This window comes from Sphingomonas sp. PP-CE-1G-424 (genome assembly GCF_004341085.1).
Taxonomy (GTDB): Bacteria; Pseudomonadota; Alphaproteobacteria; order Sphingomonadales; family Sphingomonadaceae; genus Sphingomonas.
Genome location: NZ_SLXW01000005.1, coordinates 39,022 through 58,229, shown reverse-complemented (window position 1 = coordinate 58,229; position 19,208 = coordinate 39,022). Strand labels below are relative to the sequence as shown.

At 65.3% G+C, this 19,208-nt stretch carries 15 protein-coding genes and 1 tRNA gene; 10 read left to right on the top strand and 6 right to left on the bottom strand.

What is annotated here, in order from left to right:
• Positions 1–199 precede the first annotated feature (199 nt).
• The gene (locus C8J43_RS17000) at positions 200–574 is read right to left on the bottom strand and encodes a hypothetical protein (protein WP_133031923.1); all 375 of its coding nucleotides are present in this window, start codon (positions 572–574) and stop codon (positions 200–202) included.
• Between the two features lie 168 nt (positions 575–742).
• On the opposite strand from C8J43_RS17000, the gene C8J43_RS16995 reads away from it, so the two are divergent.
• Positions 743–1,867, top strand: coding sequence for an ionic transporter y4hA (locus tag C8J43_RS16995; RefSeq protein WP_133031922.1), 1,125 nt, complete (start codon positions 743–745; stop codon positions 1,865–1,867).
• A 2-nt stretch (positions 1,868–1,869) separates the two neighbouring features.
• Here the strand turns inward: C8J43_RS16995 and C8J43_RS16990 are convergent, their stop codons facing one another.
• Genes C8J43_RS16990 through C8J43_RS16980 form a run of 3 tightly spaced genes read right to left on the bottom strand, consistent with a single transcriptional unit; the run spans position 1,870 to position 4,291 of the window.
• On the bottom strand, positions 1,870–2,256 hold the full coding sequence (locus C8J43_RS16990; RefSeq protein WP_133031921.1) for a c-type cytochrome: 387 nt from the start codon (positions 2,254–2,256) through the stop codon (positions 1,870–1,872).
• A complete protein-coding gene (locus tag C8J43_RS16985; protein WP_243645643.1) occupies positions 2,253–2,507 on the bottom strand; it encodes a hypothetical protein in 255 nt (84 codons plus the stop codon). Before C8J43_RS16985 ends, C8J43_RS16990 begins: the two co-directional genes overlap by 4 nt.
• Before the next feature lie 56 nt (positions 2,508–2,563).
• The gene (locus C8J43_RS16980; protein ID WP_133031920.1) at positions 2,564–4,291 is read right to left on the bottom strand and encodes a M1 family metallopeptidase; all 1,728 of its coding nucleotides are present in this window, start codon (positions 4,289–4,291) and stop codon (positions 2,564–2,566) included.
• Between the two features lie 343 nt (positions 4,292–4,634).
• Here C8J43_RS16980 and lon point away from each other — a divergent pair, with 343 nt between their 5' ends.
• The 7 genes from lon to C8J43_RS16945 all read left to right on the top strand — a co-directional run bounded on the left by lon (position 4,635) and on the right by C8J43_RS16945 (position 12,728).
• Complete coding sequence (lon, locus tag C8J43_RS16975) at positions 4,635–7,028, top strand: endopeptidase La (RefSeq protein ID WP_107962240.1); 2,394 nt, start codon at positions 4,635–4,637, stop codon at positions 7,026–7,028.
• 124 nt (positions 7,029–7,152) lie between these two features.
• Positions 7,153–7,425, top strand: a complete 273-nt coding sequence (locus C8J43_RS16970; RefSeq protein ID WP_056048186.1) for an HU family DNA-binding protein — start codon at positions 7,153–7,155, stop codon at positions 7,423–7,425.
• Between the two features lie 67 nt (positions 7,426–7,492).
• A tRNA-Val gene (locus C8J43_RS16965) sits at positions 7,493–7,567 on the top strand.
• Positions 7,568–7,848: 281 nt separating this feature from the next.
• Complete coding sequence (locus C8J43_RS16960) at positions 7,849–8,487, top strand: CerR family C-terminal domain-containing protein (RefSeq protein WP_133031919.1); 639 nt, start codon at positions 7,849–7,851, stop codon at positions 8,485–8,487.
• Positions 8,484–9,647 carry an HlyD family secretion protein gene (locus tag C8J43_RS16955; RefSeq protein WP_133031918.1) on the top strand — a complete coding sequence of 388 codons (1,164 nt, stop codon included), beginning with the start codon at positions 8,484–8,486 and terminating at the stop codon, positions 9,645–9,647. Before C8J43_RS16960 ends, C8J43_RS16955 begins: the two co-directional genes overlap by 4 nt.
• A gap of 1 nt (position 9,648) precedes the next feature.
• Complete coding sequence (locus C8J43_RS16950) at positions 9,649–11,265, top strand: DHA2 family efflux MFS transporter permease subunit (protein WP_133031917.1); 1,617 nt, start codon at positions 9,649–9,651, stop codon at positions 11,263–11,265.
• A complete protein-coding gene (locus C8J43_RS16945; RefSeq protein WP_133031916.1) occupies positions 11,265–12,728 on the top strand; it encodes an efflux transporter outer membrane subunit in 1,464 nt (487 codons plus the stop codon). The genes C8J43_RS16950 and C8J43_RS16945 overlap by 1 nt, the downstream gene beginning before the upstream one ends.
• Positions 12,729–13,035: 307 nt before the next feature.
• On the opposite strand, the gene C8J43_RS16940 is transcribed toward C8J43_RS16945, so the two are convergent.
• Positions 13,036–13,371: a DUF6481 family protein gene (locus tag C8J43_RS16940; RefSeq protein ID WP_133031915.1), complete on the bottom strand. Its 336-nt coding sequence runs from the start codon at positions 13,369–13,371 to the stop codon at positions 13,036–13,038.
• Between the two features lie 309 nt (positions 13,372–13,680).
• Here C8J43_RS16940 and C8J43_RS16935 point away from each other — a divergent pair, with 309 nt between their 5' ends.
• Positions 13,681–15,309 carry a hypothetical protein gene (locus tag C8J43_RS16935; protein WP_133031914.1) on the top strand — a complete coding sequence of 543 codons (1,629 nt, stop codon included), beginning with the start codon at positions 13,681–13,683 and terminating at the stop codon, positions 15,307–15,309.
• 106 nt (positions 15,310–15,415) lie between these two features.
• Positions 15,416–18,223 carry a TonB-dependent receptor gene (locus C8J43_RS16930; protein WP_133031913.1) on the top strand — a complete coding sequence of 936 codons (2,808 nt, stop codon included), beginning with the start codon at positions 15,416–15,418 and terminating at the stop codon, positions 18,221–18,223.
• Between the two features lie 267 nt (positions 18,224–18,490).
• Here the strand turns inward: C8J43_RS16930 and C8J43_RS16925 are convergent, their stop codons facing one another.
• A complete protein-coding gene (locus C8J43_RS16925) occupies positions 18,491–19,147 on the bottom strand; it encodes a 2OG-Fe(II) oxygenase (protein ID WP_133031912.1) in 657 nt (218 codons plus the stop codon).
• Between the last annotated feature and the right edge of the window lie 61 nt (positions 19,148–19,208).

Below are 19,208 nucleotides of genomic sequence, written 5' to 3'. Positions count from 1 at the left end.
GCCCAGGGTACCAAGCGGTAGCGGTCGTAACTCTTGGACCCCCACCTTCGCGGGGGCACGGTGAACTGTGACTTGAATCTCAACGAGCGATCGATCCGCCCGTCCTCGCCGATTTCCCCATTGCTGCTTCTCCCATTCTTGCTTCGGAAAGGGGCGAGCCTGGTTGCAACGGCACCACGGGAAGGTGCCGAATCCGGTGCTAAATCTGCGCAGTCAAAAGCCGAACGCGTTCCAAATCCGTTGGACGTCCGAACAGCCTGAGCATCTCGGCCAGTTCAGCACGGTCAGGCACATAAACTACGGACCCTTCGACGAGGACAGGCACGCGCGTCCGGGGCAGCACCTCGGTCCAGCCCAGCCCCGTAGCAACATGAAACCCCGCCATGATCTCGACTACCAAAGGCGGTGACTCCCACCGCCCGAACAGCGTCGACCGGAAGAGCGCACTCGCACCGTCATTGGTAGGTACGATCCCTACCCGATCCATTACCCGCTGAGCATCTGCCACGCTCATGAGCACATCGACATCGCCGACCTCGATCGGCGCACCGCCGCGCTGGAAATGACCCACCACGGGTCTTGAGCATCCCGCATCGCATCGACGGTCATGACGAGCGTTTCGCGGAGATCGGAAGTCAGCATCGCCGCAACCTAGCCGATCCTTACCACTCCGCAATCGCCCCGACTCGGACCCTTATCGGCCCTCGCGCATTCGTTATCCAAGTGGAACGAGGGAGCATGCATGACGATCGAAGTGGCCGACCGACCGAACGAACACGTGGTGGAGACGATGCCGGACCGTCTGGCGCTGCCGATCTGGACGCTGATCGCGCCGGGCTTGGGGCTGCTCGCCGTCCTCGTCGGCCTCGCCAAGATGGGCACGCTCGGCACCGCCGCCGCAGTCATCGTCCTGATCGGCAGCGTGCTCGCCGCCGTCCATCACGCCGAGGTCATCGCGCACAAGGTCGGCGAGCCGTTCGGGACGCTCGTCCTTGCGATCGCGGTCACCGTGATCGAGGTCTCGCTGATCGTCTCGCTGATGCTCTCCAACGCCGGTGACGCGACCACGCTCGCGCGCGACACGGTGTTCGCGGCGATCATGATCATCCTCAACTTCATCATCGGCATCTGCCTGCTCGCGGGCGCGGTGCGGCATCATGAGCAGCGGTTCACGCTGAAGGGCATGACGGCGGCGCTTGGCGTGCTTGCGGCGATGGCGGTGCTGTCGCTGATCCTGCCGAATTACACCTCATCGACGCAGGGCCCGACCTACGCGTCGTCGCAGTTGATCTTCGTCGCGGTCGTGTCGCTGATCCTCTACGGTACGTTTGTGCTGGTGCAGACGGTACGCCACCGCGATTATTTCCTGCCGTCGACCGACGACAAGGACGATCACGCTGCGCCGCCATCGGGCCGCGCGACGGGCATCGCCTTCGCCGCGCTGCTGGTGGCGCTGGTGTCGGTGGTGCTGCTCGCGAAGACGCTGTCGCCGACGATCGAGGCGGCGGTGCTCGGTGCCGGCCTGCCGCTTACCGTGGTCGGCGTGGTGATCGCGGCGCTGGTGCTCGCGCCCGAAAGTCTTGCCGCCTACAAGTCGGCGCGGCGCAACCGGTTGCAGACCAGTCTCAACCTCGCGCTCGGCTCGGCGCTGGCGACGATCGGGCTGACGATTCCGAGCGTGGCGATCGTGTCGCTGGTGCTCGACCTGCCACTCACGCTTGGCATCGACGCGAAGAGCATGACGCTGTTGGCTCTGTCATTGTTCGTGGCGACGCTGTCGCTCGGCACCGGGCGGACTACGGTGTTGCAGGGCGTCGTCCATCTCGTGATCTTCGCCGCTTATCTGTTCACGACGGTGGTGCCGTAAGTTCAGGGACCCTGCGTCGACAAATAGGCGATGACGTCGGCGCGGTCCTTTGAATCGGGGAGGCCGGCGAAGGCCATCGTCGTGCCGGGCACCATCTTGCGCGGGTTGGTGAGCCAGGCGTCCATGCGCTTTGCATCCCAGTTGCCGCCGAGCGACTTTAACCCGGCGGTGTAGGAGAAGCGCGGGCGTCGCTCGCCGATCGGGCCGCCCATAACGTCGTAGAGGTTCGGCCCATCGGTATCGCCCGCATATTGCCCGATTGTGTGGCAGGCGGTGCACTGACGAAAGACGCGTTCGCCGCTGGCGATCTGGCTGGTGGTGCCGGAGTCGGGGCTCGAACCGCAGCCTGCGAGCGCCAGTGCCAGCAGGGGCCACCGCGGCAGGGTCATCGCTTCTGGCGTGCGGCCAAGGCGAGACCGGCGGCGATCTGCACGACGGCGTAGAGGCGACGGCGGCCGGGACGGTCGACGAACGGCTTCACGACTTTCTCGGTCCCGAGCGCATCGTCCTTCCAGAGATCGACGTGGCGGCGGGGTTGGAGCAAGCCGATCAAGCCGTCGCCGACCATGAAGATCGCTGCCATCTCCGCCGCGCGCGACGCCCAGATGTTCTCCTGCGGACGCAGGGGGCCAGGAGTCACGAGCGTCGTCTCCTGGGGCCCTGGGCCCCCGCTTTTACGGGGGAACGGTGGAAAGGTCATTGGGGCTTGGCCTTCGCAGCTTGCGCGGCTTTCCAGGCAGCCACGTCCTCCAATGCAACACTACGCCGCAAGACCAGCGCATCCGGATCGATCACGACATGCGCGCCCGCCGGGACCGACAAGCTCGCCTTCCCGCCCGTCATCGGCAAAGTCCGCGTCTTCCCATCGATCTGTACCTGTACCGGCAGCGGGAACGGGCCGTTACCCGGCACCTTCCAGGCCAAAGCCAGCGTATTTCCCGTCCGCGTCTCGACCAGTTCGGGCAAAGCCGCCTGCCGGAGATACACGTCGAAGAACCACGCATAGTCCTTCCCCGTCACCTTCCGGACGAGCGCTTCATATTCCTTCGTCGACCCGAACCGCGGCGCGAAATTGCCCGGCTTCGGATCCGCGCGCCCGTACACCGCCAGCCGTGTCACGTCGAAGAACGCCTTGTCGCCGATCAGTGCCCGCAGCGTGTGGAGCATCCACGATCCCTTATAATAGATGTCCTGCCCCGCACCGCCCTTGTCGAGTTCGTACACCTCCTCTTCGGTGGTGACGCGCTGCTGCGTGATCGGCTTGCGGTTCATGATCGACGCGCGCTCGCCCTGCATCATCGCTGCATAGCGCGCACGCCCCTCGCGCCACTGGCCATAGAGCGGCTGCATGTACGTGCCATAGCCCTCGTGCAGCCAGTAATCGTCCCAGTTCGCGGCGGTCAGCTGATTGCCGAACCACTCATGCGCGAATTCGTGCTGGAACAGCCAGTCGAACCCCTCCGGCGCCTTCGCGTACTCGTTGCCGTACGCGTTGATCGTCTGGTGCTCCATGCCCTTGTGCGGCGTCTCGACCACGCCGAGCTTCTCGTCGCCGAACGGGTAGGGGCCGATCATGCTCTCGAAAAAATCGAGCGTTGGCGCGAACTCGGCGAACAGCTTTTCGGCCTGCGCCTTCTCGCCCGGCAGATACCAGTAATACATCGGGATGCTGTTGCCGAAGCGGCTCTTGTACGCGCCGCTGATTTCCTCGTACGGCCCGACGTTCAGCGCGATACCATAGGTGTTGGGATGCTTGGCGCGCCAGTTCCACGTCGTCCGGCCGTCCGCTAGCGTATCGACGCCGAGCAGCACGCCGTTCGACGGCGCCTTCAGCCCCTTCGGCACGGTGATGTGGAGCGTCACCAGCGCGGGCTCGCCGGTCGGGAAGTCGAGGCACGGCCAGAACAGGTCGCAGCCATAGCCCTCCGCGGTCGTTGCGAACCAGGTGCGGCCGTCGGGCGTCTTCGACCAGACCATGCCGTCGTCCCACGGCGCCTTCACCGCGACGTGCGGCGTGCCGCCATAGGTGATCTTCGCGGTGACCTTGCCGCCCGCGGGGACGGGCTTTGGCAGCGTGATCATCAGTCGTCCCTCGGGATTGCTCCAGGCCGAGGGCTCGAGCGGAACGCCGTCGATCGCGATCGCGCTGACCGGCAGATTGCGGTCCAGGTCGATCGGTAGGCGGGCGAGAGGGGCCTTTGCCGTGAAGACCAGCGTAGCGACACCGTTCAGACTTTCCGTTTCGGGTAGCACCTCGAACGCGAGGTCGGCGCTGTCGAACCGGAGCGCGGTCTGCTCGGGTGTCAGTACGCCCCCAGACCGCTGCGTCTGCGCGGTGATCGCGGGCTCGCCCTTCTTGGGAAGCGGCGCGGCGGCTGTGAGAAGTGCGACGGCGCTTACCGCGAGGAGAAGACCTGATTTCATGGCGTATCCTCGCGCGGAGGTCAGGGCGATACAAGCTATAAGCCTATATTCCTCGTCATTCCCGCGGAGGCGGGAACCCATACCGGCTAGCCTCGCAGCATGATCACAGACCTCCGAGGATATGGATCCCCGCCTTCGCGGGGATGACGGTGGGGTATTCGAACGCTGGACCCCGGAACAAGGCTCTCCTGAGCGTAGCCGAAGGACCCGTGGTGACGGGGTGTTTGCGGCATCGTTTCGGACCGGATCGTACCGATCCCACCGCCAACCAATTGATGGACGGTTCATCCTCACCATATACACTGTAGATTATGCCCCCATGCAGGCACCCACCGGAGCGTTCATGACCCAGTACCCCGTCCTTCCCCTTCGCGACATCGTCGTGTTCCCGCACATGATCGTACCGCTGTTCGTCGGCCGCGATAAGTCCGTTGCCGCGCTCGAAGCGGCAATGGCGGCGGACAAGGAGATCTATCTCGTCGCGCAGGTCGACCCGGCGGAGGACGATCCCTCGCGCGACGACCTGTATTCGATGGGCGTCACCGCGACCGTGCTCCAGCTTCTCAAGCTCCCCGACGGCACCGTGCGCGTGCTGGTCGAGGGCAAGGGCCGTGCGACTCTGGAAACGCTCGACGAGAGCGGCGACTTCCTCACCGCTACGGTCGAGCCGGTCGCCGATGCCGAGGTCGAAGGGCCCGAACTCATCGCGCTGATGCGCTCGGTGGTCGACCAGTTCGAGAACTACGCCAAGCTCAACCGCAAGCTCTCGTCGGAAACGTCGGTGCAGCTGTCCGAGATCGAGGACGCGTCGAAGCTGTCCGACGCGGTGATCGCCAACGTCCAGATCAAGGTTGCCGAGAAGCAGGCGATCCTGCTCGAAACCAACCCGTCGAAGCGCCTCGAAATGGCGTTCGCGGCGATGGAGGGCGAGCTGGGCGTCCTGCAGGTCGAGAAGAAGATCAAGAGCCGCGTGAAGCGCCAGATGGAGAAGACGCAGCGCGAATATTATCTGAATGAGCAGTTGAAGGCGATCCAGCGCGAGCTCGGCAACGAGGACGGCGAGGGCGAAGGCGACGAAATCGCCGAGCTGACGCAGAAGATCGCGACGCTCAAGATGAGCAAGGAAGCGCGCGGCAAGGCGACGTCGGAGCTGAAGAAGCTCAAGACGATGGCACCGATGAGCGCCGAGGCGACCGTCGTGCGCAACTATCTCGACGTCCTGCTCGGGCTCCCCTGGGGCAAGAAGTCGAAGATCAAGAAGGACATCGCCGCCGCACAGGTGACGCTGGACGAGGATCACTATGCGCTCGAGAAGGTCAAGGACCGGATTGTCGAGTATCTCGCGGTGCAGGCGCGCACCAACAAGCTGAAGGGGCCGATCCTGTGCCTCGTCGGCCCTCCGGGTGTCGGCAAGACCTCGCTCGGCAAGTCGATCGCCAAGGCGACCGGCCGCGAGTTCATCCGCCAGTCGCTCGGCGGCGTGCGTGACGAAGCCGAGATCCGCGGCCATCGTCGCACCTATATCGGCTCGCTGCCGGGCAAGATCGTCACCAACCTGAAGAAGGCCGGCACGTCGAACCCGCTGTTCCTGCTCGACGAGATCGACAAGCTCGGCCAGGATTTCCGCGGCGATCCGGCGTCGGCGCTGCTCGAGGTGCTCGACCCGGAGCAGAACGGCAAGTTCCAGGATCATTACCTAGAGGTCGATATTGACCTGTCGGACGTGATGTTCGTCTGCACGGCCAACTCGCTGAACCTGCCGCAGGCGCTGCTCGACCGCATGGAGATCATCCGTCTCGAGGGCTATACCGAGGACGAGAAGGTCGAGATTGCCGAGCGCCATCTGGTCGAGAAGCAGATCGAGGCACATGGCTTGAAGCCGGGTGAGTTCACGCTGACGCAGGAGGGTCTTCGCACACTCATCCAGCAATATACGCGCGAGGCCGGCGTGCGTACGCTGGAGCGCGAGATCGCCAAGCTGTGCCGCAAGGCACTGCGCCAGATCCTCGAGAACAAGACCACCAGCGTGACGATCACGCCCGAGAACATCGGCGAATATGCCGGCGTGCAGAAGTATCGCCACGGTCTCGGCGAGACCGAGAACCAGATCGGTGCGGTCACCGGCCTCGCCTGGACCGAAGTCGGTGGCGAGTTGCTGACGATCGAGAGCGTGACGGTCGCGGGCAAGGGGCAGGCCAAGCTCACCGGCAAGCTCGGCGACGTGATGAAGGAGTCGATCGAGACCGCGTTCAGCTTCGTCAAGGCGCGCGCGCCGAGCTACGGGATCAAGCCGAGCCTGTTCGCGCGGAAGGATATCCATATCCATCTGCCCGAGGGGGCGGTGCCGAAGGATGGTCCGTCGGCGGGTATCGGCATGGTCACGTCGATCGTCTCGACGCTGACCGGTGTGCCGATCCGGCGCGAGGTGGCGATGACCGGCGAGGTCACGCTGCGTGGGCGCGTGCTGCCGATCGGCGGCCTCAAGGAGAAGCTGCTCGCAGCGTTGCGCGGGGGCATCGAGACGGTGCTGATCCCGGCGGAGAACGAGAAGGATCTCGCGGAGATCCCGGCAAACATCAAGGCGGGGTTGAAGATTATCCCCGTTTCGCATGTCGACGAGGTGCTTCGCCTGGCGCTGACCGAGCCGCTCGAAGCGATCGAGTGGACCGATGCGGACGAGCTGGCGGCATTGCCACCGGCACCGATCGCGCCGGTCGGGGGTGGCCTTCACCACTGATCCATGTTTGGTAAGCGATGACGCGGCGGTTTCGTTTGACAGCAGACGGGGCCGCCGCATTATTGCGCGCTGAGTGCGGTCGCGAGTCCATCGTGGCTGATTCGAGTTTTTTCCGGGGGATTATATGAACAAGCAGGAGCTGATCGCGACGGTTGCCGACACGTCCGGGCTGGTAAAAGCCGACGCGGTCAAGGCGGTCGAGGCGGTGTTCGACGCGATCGAGGCATCGCTCAAGAAGGGCGACGAGGTTCGCCTGGTCGGTTTCGGCACGTTCTCGATCTCGAAGCGCAAGGCGTCGACCGGCCGCAACCCCCGGACCGGCGAGCCGATGACGATCAAGGCGTCGACCCAGCCGAAGTTCAAGGCCGGCAAGGGCCTGAAGGACGCGGTCAACTAGAACCGGTGTCGATAGGGCTGGACAGGTGGACGGGGTCTGCCTAAAGGCCCGCTTCCGAACGAGTTTCGGGCGCGTAGCTCAGTGGTAGAGCACACCCTTCACACGGGTGGGGTCGCTGGTTCAATCCCAGCCGCGCCCACCAGATTTACGCCGGTTCCTTCGCACGAGGGGGCCGGCGTTGCTGTTTCTGGCGTGGTTCGGTGTAGCGTGATCTCACGGCGGGCTTCGTCCCCAAAGTTCCGTCATCCTGACGAAAGTCAGGATCCAGAGCCACGCGGTGCAACGCCGGTTACCCTGGACCCTGATTTTCGTGGGGATGGCGGGGTGGTTTTCGTGACGCGACGTGCGGCGGACTTCTAACTTCCGCGCACCATGACAGATTGTTCATTAGGCTGGTTCGTTCGATCGAACTAAACGCCCTCCGTGGTCCAGTCCCGACTCCTCGACATCGCGATCAGCGAATTCGGCACCAAAGGGCTGGAGGGAGCGAGTACGCGTGGGATCGCCGCCGCGGCGGGCACCGCGATGTCCTCAATCACCTATCACTACGGCGGCAAGGAGGGTTTGTACCTCGCCGCCGCCGACCGGATCGCCGAGCGCATGTCCGCCGTGATGGGCGACCCGTCCGAGCTGTCGCACGACGTCGCAGCGGACGATGCCACCGAAGCCCGCGCCCAGATTCACCGCATCTTCGGCCGGCTCGCGGACAAGATGGCGAGCAACGAGAGCGCGGACTGGACGCTGTTCGTGCTCCGCGAGCAGATGAATCCGAGCGAGGCGTTCGAGCGCATCTATGGCGGCGTGATGGGTCAGATGGTGCGCAGACTGAGCGACCTCGTCTGCATCGCCACCGGTTGTGCCGAGATCCGCACCGGCCGGATCGCGACGATCACCTTGATGGGACAAGTCATCACGCTGCGGGCGAACCGCGCGACCTGCCTCAAACTGCTCGAGCGCGACACGCTCGAACCCAACGACATCCTCGATATCAAGGCGCGGATCGACGCCAATATCGACGCCATTCTCGATTCGATGCGTGCTGAAGAACAGGGCCAGGCATGACCGACCAAACGAACCACTCCGATAACGACCATGACGATGAGGATCGGAAGCCCGATCCGAACGGCGAGGACCAGCAGTCCGATACCGACCAGCAGGACGGGTCTGAGGACGACAAGAAGCCGTCGGTGTTCAAGAAGCCGCTATTCTGGATCATCCTGGTCATCGTCGTCGGCGGACTGATCATCGGCGGCGTGCTCTATTGGCTGCATGCGCGCCAGTTCGAGTCGACCGACGATGCGTTCGTCGACACGCACATCGTCCGCCTCGCGCCACAGGTCGCGGGCACGCTGGTCCAGGTCGCCGACATCGACAACCGCCACGTCGAGGCCGGTCGCCTGCTCGCGGTGATCAAGTCGTCGGGCCGCCATGCGCAGGTCGTCGAGGCGCAGGCGAACGAATCGCAGGCCCGCGCACAGTTCGCGCAGGCCCAGGCACAGGTCACCGCTGCCGAAGCGCAACGTCAGCAGGCAGCCGCACAAGCGCGCGTGCCTATGGCCGCTGCGGTAAAGGCCCAGCAGGATCTCGCGCGCTACGAGGCGTTGCTGCGGCTCGATCCGAGCGCGGTCGCCGGCCAACAGCTCGATCAGGCGCGAGCCACCGCCCGCCAGACCGCCGCTGACGCCGCCGCCGCCCGCGAGCAGATCGACACCGCCAGCGCGCAGATCAGCGTCGCCAGGAAGCAGGTCGGCGCGGCCAAGTCGGTGATCGACGCCCGCCGCGCGCAGGTCGACCAGGCGAACGTCACGATCGGCGATCTCCGCGTGACCGCGCCGGTCGCAGGCCAGGTCGTCAATCGCTCGGTCAATGTCGGCTCCTATGTCGCGCCCGGCACGCAGCTGATGGCGATCATCCCCGACAAAATGTGGGTGACCGCCAACTTCAAGGAAACGCAGCTCACGCTGATGAAGATCGGCCAGCCCGTCGACATCCATGTCGACGCGTATCCCGGCGTCGACTTCAAGGGCCATGTCGATTCGATCCAGCGCGGCGCAGGCCAGGCGTTCGCCTTGCTCCCCCCGCAAAACGCGACCGGCAATTACGTGAAGGTGGTCCAGCGCGTCCCCGTCCGCATCGTGTTCGACGCGAAGAACGGCCCCGATCCAAAGCGCTATCCGATCGGCCCCGGCATGTCGGTGGTGCCGACCGTCAAGGTGCGCTGAGGTGGCGAAAGCTCCTGCGAAGGCAGATGCGGGCGGCGGCCACACGTGGTCGCCGAGCCGGTCGGCGGCGGGCAAGTACAGCCCGTGGCTGATCGTCGCGATCATCTCGATCCCGACCTTCATGGAGGTGCTCGACACGTCGATCGCCAACGTCGCGCTCGATCATATCTCGGGCGGGTTGTCGATCACCACCGACCAGGCGACGTGGGTGCTGACCAGCTACCTCGTCGCCAACGCGATCGTCATCCCGATCTCGGGCTGGCTGTCCGACGCGATCGGCCGGAAGCGCTATTTCCTGCTCTCGATCGCGCTGTTCACGCTCGCATCGCTGCTCTGCGGCCTCGCGCCGAACATCGCCACGCTCGTCGTCGCCCGCGTGCTGCAAGGCATCGGCGGCGGCGGATTGGCGCCAGTCGAACAGTCGATCCTCGCCGACACCTTCCCGCCCAAGCAACGCGGAATGGCGTTCGCCGCGTTCGCGATCGTGGTCGTCGTCGGCCCCGTGCTCGGGCCGACGCTCGGTGGCTACATCGTCGAATATTCGAGCTGGCACTGGGTGTTCCTGATCAACGTCCCCGTCGGCATCGCCGCGTGGTTCCTGGTCGAGACGTTCGTCGACGAGCCCGATCAGGTGAAGAAGGACCGCGACGAGCGCTTCAAGAACGGCCTGACGATCGACTATGTCGGCGTTGCGCTGGTCGCGCTCGGGCTCGGCTTCCTCGAACTCACCTTCGATCGCGGCGAGCGCGAGGACTGGTTCGCAAGCGGCTTCATCGTCATGTCGGCGATCATCGCCGCGGTGTCGCTGGTCACGCTCGTCATCTGGGAGCTGAACCACAAGGACCCGGTGATCGACCTCAAGCTGCTGAAGAACCGCAACTTCGCGCTGACGATCGGCGTGATGGGCGTCACCGGCATGATCCTGTTCGGTACCACGCAGCTCATTCCACAGATGCTGCAACAGGTGCTCGGCTACAGCTCGCTCGATGCCGGGCTGGCGCTGACCGCAGGCGGTCTGGCGACGCTCGTCATGGTGCCGTTCGCAGGGCGGTTGAGCGGGCTGGTCGACGTCCGCTTCCTCCTCTTCCCCGCGTTGTTGGTGCAGGCGTTCGCGCTGTGGAACATGAGCCACCTGACCGCCGACATCGCGTTCTCCGACGCGGCGTTCGCGCGGCTGTTCCAGGCGATGGCGCTGCCGTTCCTGTTCGTGCCGATCAACGCGATCGCCTATGTCGGGCTCAAGCAGACGCAGACCGCACAGGCGTCGAGCCTGCTCAACGTCTCGCGCAATCTCGGCGGGACGATCGGCATCTGCTTCGCGCAGACGCAGCTTGCAGGCGGGTTGCAGCGTCACCAGTCGGAACTGACGCAGACGCTCAATCCGCTCGATCCGAATTATAACGACTGGATGCAGAAGGCGACGAGCGTGTTCGGCGGGCAGGGCGATGCGACGACGCCTTTGGCCGTGCTGTACAGCCAGATGCAGCGGCAGGCGACGATGCTCGCGTTCCTCGACGTGTTCCGCGCGATGATGGTGGTCGTGCTGTGCGTCGCGCCACTGGTTCTATTCATGCGCTCCGGCAAGACCGGCGGCGCCCCCTCGGGAGGGATGCATTGATGCGTGCGCGGTTCATGGTGGTTGCGGTTGCGGCCCTGCTCGCGGGGTGCACCGTCGGCCCGAATTACACGCCGCCCGAGATGGCGGTGCCGCCGGCGTTCGTCGGTCCGCAAGCCACAGTGGGTGCGACCGTCGATCCGGCGCGCTGGTGGTCGGCGTTCGGCGATCCGCAACTCGACGGCCTCGTCGAGCGCGCGCTGAAGGGCAATCCCGACATCGCGATCGCCGCCTCGCGCGTGCGTCAGGCCCGTTTGCAGGAGATCGTCGCGCGCTCGCAAGGGTTGCCGAGCGTCAACGCCAGCGCCAGCCCGAGCCATATCGAGTTCAGCAAGAACGCCGGCCTCTCGTCGATCGCACGCGCGTTCAGCGGCGGCACGGGGGCAGGCGGCACCGGCTCGACCGGCGGCATCGCGCTGCCCGGCAGCGGGATCACGACCTATTCCGTCGGCTTCGACGCCAGCTGGGAACTCGACCTGTTCGGCGGTATCCGTCGCAGCACCGAAGGTGCGCGGGCTCGGACCGAAGCAGCAGTCTGGTCGAAACGCGACGCCGCGGTGACGCTCGCCGGCGAAGTCGCCCAAGCGTATTTCGCGCTGCGGCTCGACCAGGCGCAGATCGCGACGATCGAGGGCGAGATCGTCCGCCAGCGTCGTGCGCTGGAGATCGCGGGCAACACCGCTAAGGTTGGCCTCGTTCCCCCGATCGACGTGACGCGTCAGCGCGCCTCGATCACCTCGACCGAGGCGCGCGCCGAACCGGTCCGTGCCGATGTCGATGTTCGCATGCACGCGTTGGCGATCCTGCTCGGCGAGCCGCCGGCGACGCTGATGGCGGAGCTCGCGGCGCCTTCGGCCGCGCCACTCGGGGTGCCGACGATCCCGGCCGGGTTGCCGTCAGAGTTGTTGCGGCGCCGCCCGGACGTGCGGGCCGCCGAACGCGATCTCGCGGCCTCGACGGCGGATATCGGCGTGGCGGTGGCGGATATGTATCCGAAGTTCAGCCTCACCGGCATGGGCCAGCTGATCTCGACCGCGCTCGGCAATCTGTTCTCGGGTGACAGCCTCCAGCTGACCGCGTCCGGTGCGGCGCAGTTTCCGTTGCTCGACTGGGGCCGGCGCAAGGCGACCGTGAAGTCACGCGAGGAGGACCGCCAGCAGGCGTATCTCCGCTATCGCTCGACCGTGTTGCAGGCGTTGCGCGACGTCGAGGACCCGCTTGCGCAGATCGCGGCCGAGCGTCGCCGCAACGCAGCGTTGCAGCGCGCGGTGATCGATGCGCAGAGCAGCGCGAACGCGGCGGAGTCGCAGTACCGGACTGGGTTCGTGGCGCAGACGACACTGCTGAATGCGGAGACGGACGTGCTGACGGCGCGCGAACAGCTGGTGTCCAGCGATGCGCAGTTGCGGCAACTGACGGTGGCGCTGTTCAAGGCGCTTGGTGGTGGTTGGGAGCAGGCGGAGTAAGGGCCTGCTTCACCCCGTCCGTTACCCACGCCTGATTGTTCTCCCGCGAAGGCGGGAGCCCAGTCTGGACTCCCGCCTTCGCGGGAGAACAAGCTAGTTAGTGGACTGCACCCGTTCCACGATCACCACCCCGGCGAAGGCCGGGGCCCAATTGGGAAACGTCGGTAACCTAGGTGTGCGGTTCATCACTGCGACCTTGCCAATTGGGCCCCGGCCTTCGCCGGGGTGGTAGTCTTTTTGGGCAGGTGCTTTCAGCGAGCAGCCGTTGATCCAGAAGACAGGGGCGGCCCCACAGCCGCCCCAAAGATCACTTCTTCTTGTTCTTCCGCGCCGCATACTTGGCGTCACGGATCGCCTTCTTCTCGGCGTCGGTCAGTTCGACCTTAGCCTCGGCCTCGCGCTTCTTTTCGGCAGCGGCCTCGGCTTCGGCCTTCTTGGCAGCCTTTGCCTCGTCTTCAGCAGCACGCTTGGCAGCGCGCTTCTCGCGCTCCGCCGATTCCTTGGCTTCGCGCGCGGCAAGGCGCTCGGCGACGACGGCTTCGTCGATCGGCGGCTTGGCACGGAGCGCTTCGAGCGCCTTCTGCTTGGCGGCGGCTGCGCTGCTCGTGCGGTCCTGGAAACTGGGGTCCTTGAAAGAGGCCATTGTCGTCGAATAATCCTGTAATGATGGTCTGGCCGCTCGGACGCAGGGATGCGCGAGCGGTGACGCTGGCAGCGCCTGTAAATCATCGCGCGCCGGATCGGAAGAGATGTGTTCATCTGCGCGCGTTTCAAGCCTGCGTCCCAGCATCGTCCCAACCAGCGGTCATCAAACCGTCACATCATAGTCATGCAAGCGTAACCGAAATCGCATCGTGGCGTCATCTGCCCAGCCTAACCGCCATGTCACGGTCGGCAGGGGGGAGCCTGGGTCGATCCGAACAATCAACGGTACGACTCGGGAGTCCTTCGCATGACCACCTTTACTCGCCTCGGCACGATCCTGCTGACCGGCACGGCCTGCCTCGCACTCACCGCATGCGGTGGCGCCGACGATGTCGCTTCGCCAGGCGCAGGCACGGTGATCATCACGCCGCCCGCCACGCCGACGCCGACGCCGGCAACCCCGACACCCACGCCGACGGCAATTACCGCCGCGCAGTTCGCCTCGACCTCGGGCGCCATCGCAAGCGGTGCGATCACGATCAGCGCCGACGAGCAGCTCGCGATCGTCAATGCCGGCACCAACAACAACGTCAGCGGCACCAACGTCCTGACCGGCGTGTACCCGACCGCCGCGACGTCCGCCACGACCGCGACCGACTCCTCGTCGATCAACCCGTTCTTCACCAGCACGAACTTCGTCGGCGCGCTGAACGGACCGTCCGACACCGCGTTCCAGGGATGGACCTGCAACTCGACCTCGGCACAGTTCGGCGGCACCACGACCGCTAGCTGCACGGCGGTTCCCGCTGTCGGTACTGGCGGTTCGGCCGCAGCATGCCCGACCGGCACGATCGACGACGGCCTGGTCCAGACGTTCCGCGCCTGCCGCCTGCCGACCGTGATCTCGTCCAGCCTGACGCTGCCGAAGATCGCCGGCGTGTTCTACCGCCTGCGCGGCCAGACCGAAGTCGGTGCCGATGTCGGCACGACCGGTGCCGATACCGGCGTGACGCTGACGATCGCGCCGGGCGTCATCGTCGCGGCGGACTCGACCGAAGTCACCGCCGACCTCCTGCTCGTCAACCGCGGGTCGAAGATCAGCGCCGTCGGCACGCGCGATGCGCCGATCATCTTCACGTCGCAGCAGAACCTGACCGCCAACGGCGTCAGCGATGCGACGCAGGGCCAGTGGGGCGGGATCATCCTGCTCGGCCGCGCCCCCGTCGCGGTCTGCGCGACCGGCACCGGTCCGAACAACGCCGGCGGCACCAGCACGACCTGCCAGCAGGCGATCGAAGGCGTCACCGGGCGCTTCTACGGTGGCCCAACCGCCGCGGACAACAGCGGCACGATGCAATATGTCCAGATCCGCTACAGCGGCATCGCGATCAGCGACGGCAACGAGCTTCAGGGCCTGACGCTGGGCGGCACCGGTTCGGGTACGACGATCGATCACGTCCAGAGCCACAATTCAGCCGATGACGGCATCGAGATCTTCGGTGGCACCACGAACATCAAGTATTTCGCGGTCACCGGCGCGGACGACGACGGCTACGATATCGACAACGGGTATCGCGGCTTCATGCAGTTCATCATCGCCGCGCAGCGTCTGCTGGGTGCGACCGCCGACTCGTTCTCGACCGAGATCGACTCGAACGGTGCCGAGGATCTGCTGCCGCGGACCTTCGGCCAGTATTCGAACTTCACGTTCGTCCAGACCGCGCTTGCGCCGGCCGCGATCCGCCAGCGTGGCGGGTCGGACATGCGCTTCATCAACGGGATCGTGAAGACGCCGGCGACCGTCGCCTGCCTCAACCTGATCGCGCAGGAAACCAGCCAGGCCGATCGCTCGACGATCCGCGCGGCCGATGCGTCGAAGCAGGACGTTGGCCCGCCGATCTTCACCTCGGTCTACTTCAACTGCAACGGCCGGTAAGCCTCCGGTCGGCTCTCCGCAGTCGATGATGTGAGCAGCGATGCCGGGGCGGTTCCAAAGACCGCCCCGGCATTCGCCCATAGACCCCTGATCTGGATATTCGGCCATGCAAACGCGCTTCGGCTATGCCACCTTACTTCTCCTGACCTCGCAGCTGGTCACGCCGGCCGCGCTGGCCCAAACTGGTGGCGCCGCGCCGGCTCCCGCCGCGCCGCCCCCCGCCTCGACAACGCCGACGGGGCCTACCTCGACGCCGGTGGACACGTCTGCGCCACAGGCTGCAGGTGCACAGGCCGCCGGTGCACAGGCCGAAGTGTCGACGCCTGGTTATGATCCCAATGGCGGCGAGGACATCGTCGTCGTCGGCCGCAACATCCCGAATTTCGTCCGTGCGACGCCGCAGGTCGTGTCGATCCTGTCGACCGAGGACATCGCCCGCACCGGCGAAGGCGACATCGCCGGCGCCTTGTCGCGCGTTACCGGTCTCAGCATCGTCGGCAACGGCTTCGTCTATGTCCGCGGCCTCGGCGATCGCTACTCGTCGTCGCTGCTCAACGGTTCGCCCTTGCCGAGCCCCGAGCCGCTACGCCGTTCGGTCCCGCTCGACATCTTCCCGACCACGATCGTCGGGTCCGCGCTGGTCCAGAAGACCTATTCGGTGAACTATCCCGGCGAATTCGGCGGCGGCGTGATCAACCTCACGACCAAGACGATCCCGGACAAGAACTTCCTGTCGTTCGGAGGCTCGGTTTCGGCCGACACCGCGACGACCAGCGAGCTCGGCTACACCTACTACGGCGGCGATAAGGACTGGATCGGCTACGACGACGGCACCCGCAAGGTGCCGAGCTTCATCAAGGATGCGCCAAAGGGCAACGGCAACATCTCCGCCGCGCAGGCCGCCACGCTCAGCAACGCCTCGACCTCGCTGCTCCAGCGCAACAACCAGCTCCCCGCCAATTTCTCGGGCGAAATCAGCGGTGGTACGGTGTTCGACATCGGATCGGGCCGGCTCGGCGTCATCGCATCGGTCAGCGCGAGCAACACCTTCCGCACGCGCAACATCACGCAGCAGGATTCGGTCACGCCCGAGGGTTTGCTGCGCAACGATTTCCAGACGCTGCTGACCGACAACCGGATGGTCGCCAACGGACTGCTCGGCATCGGCTACGAGTTCGGCGAGAACAGCGTCAAGCTCACCAACGTCTACATTCACGATACGCTCAAGCAGGCGCGCGGGTCGGCGGCGACCACCTACAACAACTCGAGCGGTCTGCGCTTCCAGCAGAGTACCAACTGGTTCGAACGCCAGTTGTTCGAGACCCAGCTGGTCGGCGCGTTCAAGCCGGTGGACGCGCTGACGCTCGACGTCCGCGGCGCCTACGCGAATTCGAAGCGCAACGCGCCGTACGAGCGGCAGTTCGATTATCTCTGCTCGAACACCACCACGACGGGTCTGCCGATCACCGTGCAGGATCCGAACGGCACCGGGGGCGCGCAGTGTAACGGCGCCTATCAGGTGACGCAGCGCTTCTCGCCGTTCGCGTCGATCATCTTCAGCGAACTGAAGGAGGACCTCTACAGCGGGCAGGCCGATCTGGCCTACAAGCTGTCGACCGCGCGGCCGGTGACGCTTTCGACCGGTTATTTCTATTCGGACACGAAGCGCACGTCGTCGCGCCTTCAGTTCAATTACCAGACGCCGCGCGGTGGTGGCACCGCGCCGGGCTATCCCTACAATCTGCTGCGCCCGGACTATCTGCTCGCGATCGACACGAACGATCCGAACAACTCGCTGGAGCTGCAGTTCAACACCCCGCTCGGCGCGTACCAGTATGACGCGTCGCTGCGTATTCATGCAGGCTATGTCCAGGCTGAAGCCGAGGTCGCCGACGGTATCCGCGGCACGATCGGCGTCCGCTACGAGACGGCGGACGAGCGGGTGACCCCGATCGATTCCGCGACGACGCGCCTGAAGAACGACTATTTCCTGCCGGCTACCACGCTGACCTGGAATTTCGCGCCCGACATGCAGTTTCGCGTCAGTGGATCGAAGACGATCTCGCGCCCGCAGTTCCGCGAGCTTGCGCCGCAGCAGTTCCGCGATCCCGAATCGGATCGCCTGTTCTTCGGTAACCCGCTGTTGCAGGATACCAAGCTCTACAATCTCGACGCACGGTACGAGTGGTTCTTCGCGCGTGACCAGCGTTTCACGCTCGGTGCGTTCTACAAGCGGATCGACAAGCCGATCGAGCAGGTCGGTTTCTACACCGGCGCGGACGATCGTCTCCAGACCGGCTTCACCAATCTGCCCAAGGCCAAGCTGTACGGCGGCGAGGTCGAGTTCCAGAAATACGTGCCGCTCGACACGCTCGGCAGCGATTTCTTCGCGACGCGGCGGCTGCTGTTCATCGCCAACTACACCTATACGCAGTCGTCGATCACGGTGGACGACACCTGCGTGCCGAACGTGGTCGACCAGACCACGAAGGTCGCAGGGTGCGATACCGGGTTTGCGCCCGCGACGGGCAATTTCCGTGACGGCGCGCCGCTCACCGGTCAGTCGGATCACTTGGTCAACGTCCAGCTTGGACTGGAGGATACCAAGCGGCTGTCTCAGATCACGCTGCTGTTCAACTATGCCAGCGACCGCGTGACGAACCGCGGCCCGTCCAACCTCGGTGGCGCGGGCTTCCTGCCCGACATCATCGAAAGGCCCGGCATCCGCCTCGATCTCGTCGCGCGCCAGGGCATCGAACTGCGCGGGGCCAAATTCGAGGTGAAGGCCGAGGCGCGCAACCTCACCAAGACGCGGTTCAGCGAAGGCCAGACGTTCGAGAACGGCAACAAGGTGTACATCAACCGGTACAATCTGGGTCAGGTGTTCACGCTGGGTATCAGCACGACGTTCTGAGGAAGGGGCGGTCGTTCACGTTGCGCTCCAGCGGCGAGCGCAGTCGGAGCGACCGACCTCCCAAGAAGAGCACCTCCCCGGCGAAGGCCGGGGCCCAGTTGGAAAGGTCAGCGTAACGTAGCGCCGTCCTCCGTCAGCAACGTTGCCCAACTGGACCCCGGCCTTCGCCGGGGAGGTGCTTTAACTGGGGTAGGTGCTGAGGCGCGGGCACCGCCGCTACGCCTATCCACCCGTTCTCATCCGACCGATCATGGCCTTAGACCAAGCCTAGCCCCATGCCTTCTCGCGAAACCATTTGGTGATCACATACTTGACCCCCGACCGTACCTTCATCCCGTGATGCAGCGTCGCAGGGTTGAGGCTGCCATCCGCTCGCCGGTTGTTCCACGCGAGCAGCTTGCCCGTCTCCGGCTGGACGATCTTGTCGATCGCCTTGAAGCGCGTCGCGCCGCCCGCGCCTGGCCGGTTCAAGTAGATCATGACGGTCCACGTCCTGTTCCCCGCGACGCCGCAATAGCGCGTATAGTCCACCCCGTTCGGCTCGAAATAATCGGTATGCCCCTTGAACTCCTGTCCGACCGCATAGCGCTGGCCCTGCAGCGGCTCGCCGTGCACCGGATCGAGTCCGGTCAGCGCCGCGATCCGGCGCTCGACGTCGATCGCCACCGGATCAAGCGGCGAAAGATCGCCCGTCTCACTCGTCCGATAGCTCGCGTCACCGTTCGAATCGGAGATCGTCGAGGGGCGCCGTACCGCGTCGATCCGCTCGATCAGCGCTGCACACAGGTCGGGCGGCAGGAAGTCGCGCCGCACGAACAGGTCGAGCTTGGGGCTCGGTACGCGCTGAACGCCGGGCACGGACAGCCGCGCCAGGATCGCTGCGGGGGGCAGGCCGGAGCCACTGGAGGGGAAAGTATCGGACATGCGCGTCTTCTGCCCATCGCCGACGCGATGCGCTACCCTATCCATCACTTGGCGCCCCCCG

Coding starts and splice junctions, on each gene's coding strand:
- C8J43_RS16995 (WP_133031922.1), top strand. CDS start 743: ATGACGATCGAAGTGGCCGACCGACCGAACGAACACGTGGTGGAGACG.
- C8J43_RS16990 (WP_133031921.1), bottom strand. CDS start 2,256: ATGACCCTGCCGCGGTGGCCCCTGCTGGCACTGGCGCTCGCAGGCTGC.
- C8J43_RS16980 (WP_133031920.1), bottom strand. CDS start 4,291: ATGAAATCAGGTCTTCTCCTCGCGGTAAGCGCCGTCGCACTTCTCACA.
- lon (WP_107962240.1), top strand. CDS start 4,635: ATGACCCAGTACCCCGTCCTTCCCCTTCGCGACATCGTCGTGTTCCCG.
- C8J43_RS16970 (WP_056048186.1), top strand. CDS start 7,153: ATGAACAAGCAGGAGCTGATCGCGACGGTTGCCGACACGTCCGGGCTG.
- C8J43_RS16955 (WP_133031918.1), top strand. CDS start 8,484: ATGACCGACCAAACGAACCACTCCGATAACGACCATGACGATGAGGAT.
- C8J43_RS16945 (WP_133031916.1), top strand. CDS start 11,265: ATGCGTGCGCGGTTCATGGTGGTTGCGGTTGCGGCCCTGCTCGCGGGG.
- C8J43_RS16940 (WP_133031915.1), bottom strand. CDS start 13,371: ATGGCCTCTTTCAAGGACCCCAGTTTCCAGGACCGCACGAGCAGCGCA.
- C8J43_RS16935 (WP_133031914.1), top strand. CDS start 13,681: ATGACCACCTTTACTCGCCTCGGCACGATCCTGCTGACCGGCACGGCC.
- C8J43_RS16930 (WP_133031913.1), top strand. CDS start 15,416: ATGCAAACGCGCTTCGGCTATGCCACCTTACTTCTCCTGACCTCGCAG.
- C8J43_RS16925 (WP_133031912.1), bottom strand. CDS start 19,147: ATGTCCGATACTTTCCCCTCCAGTGGCTCCGGCCTGCCCCCCGCAGCG.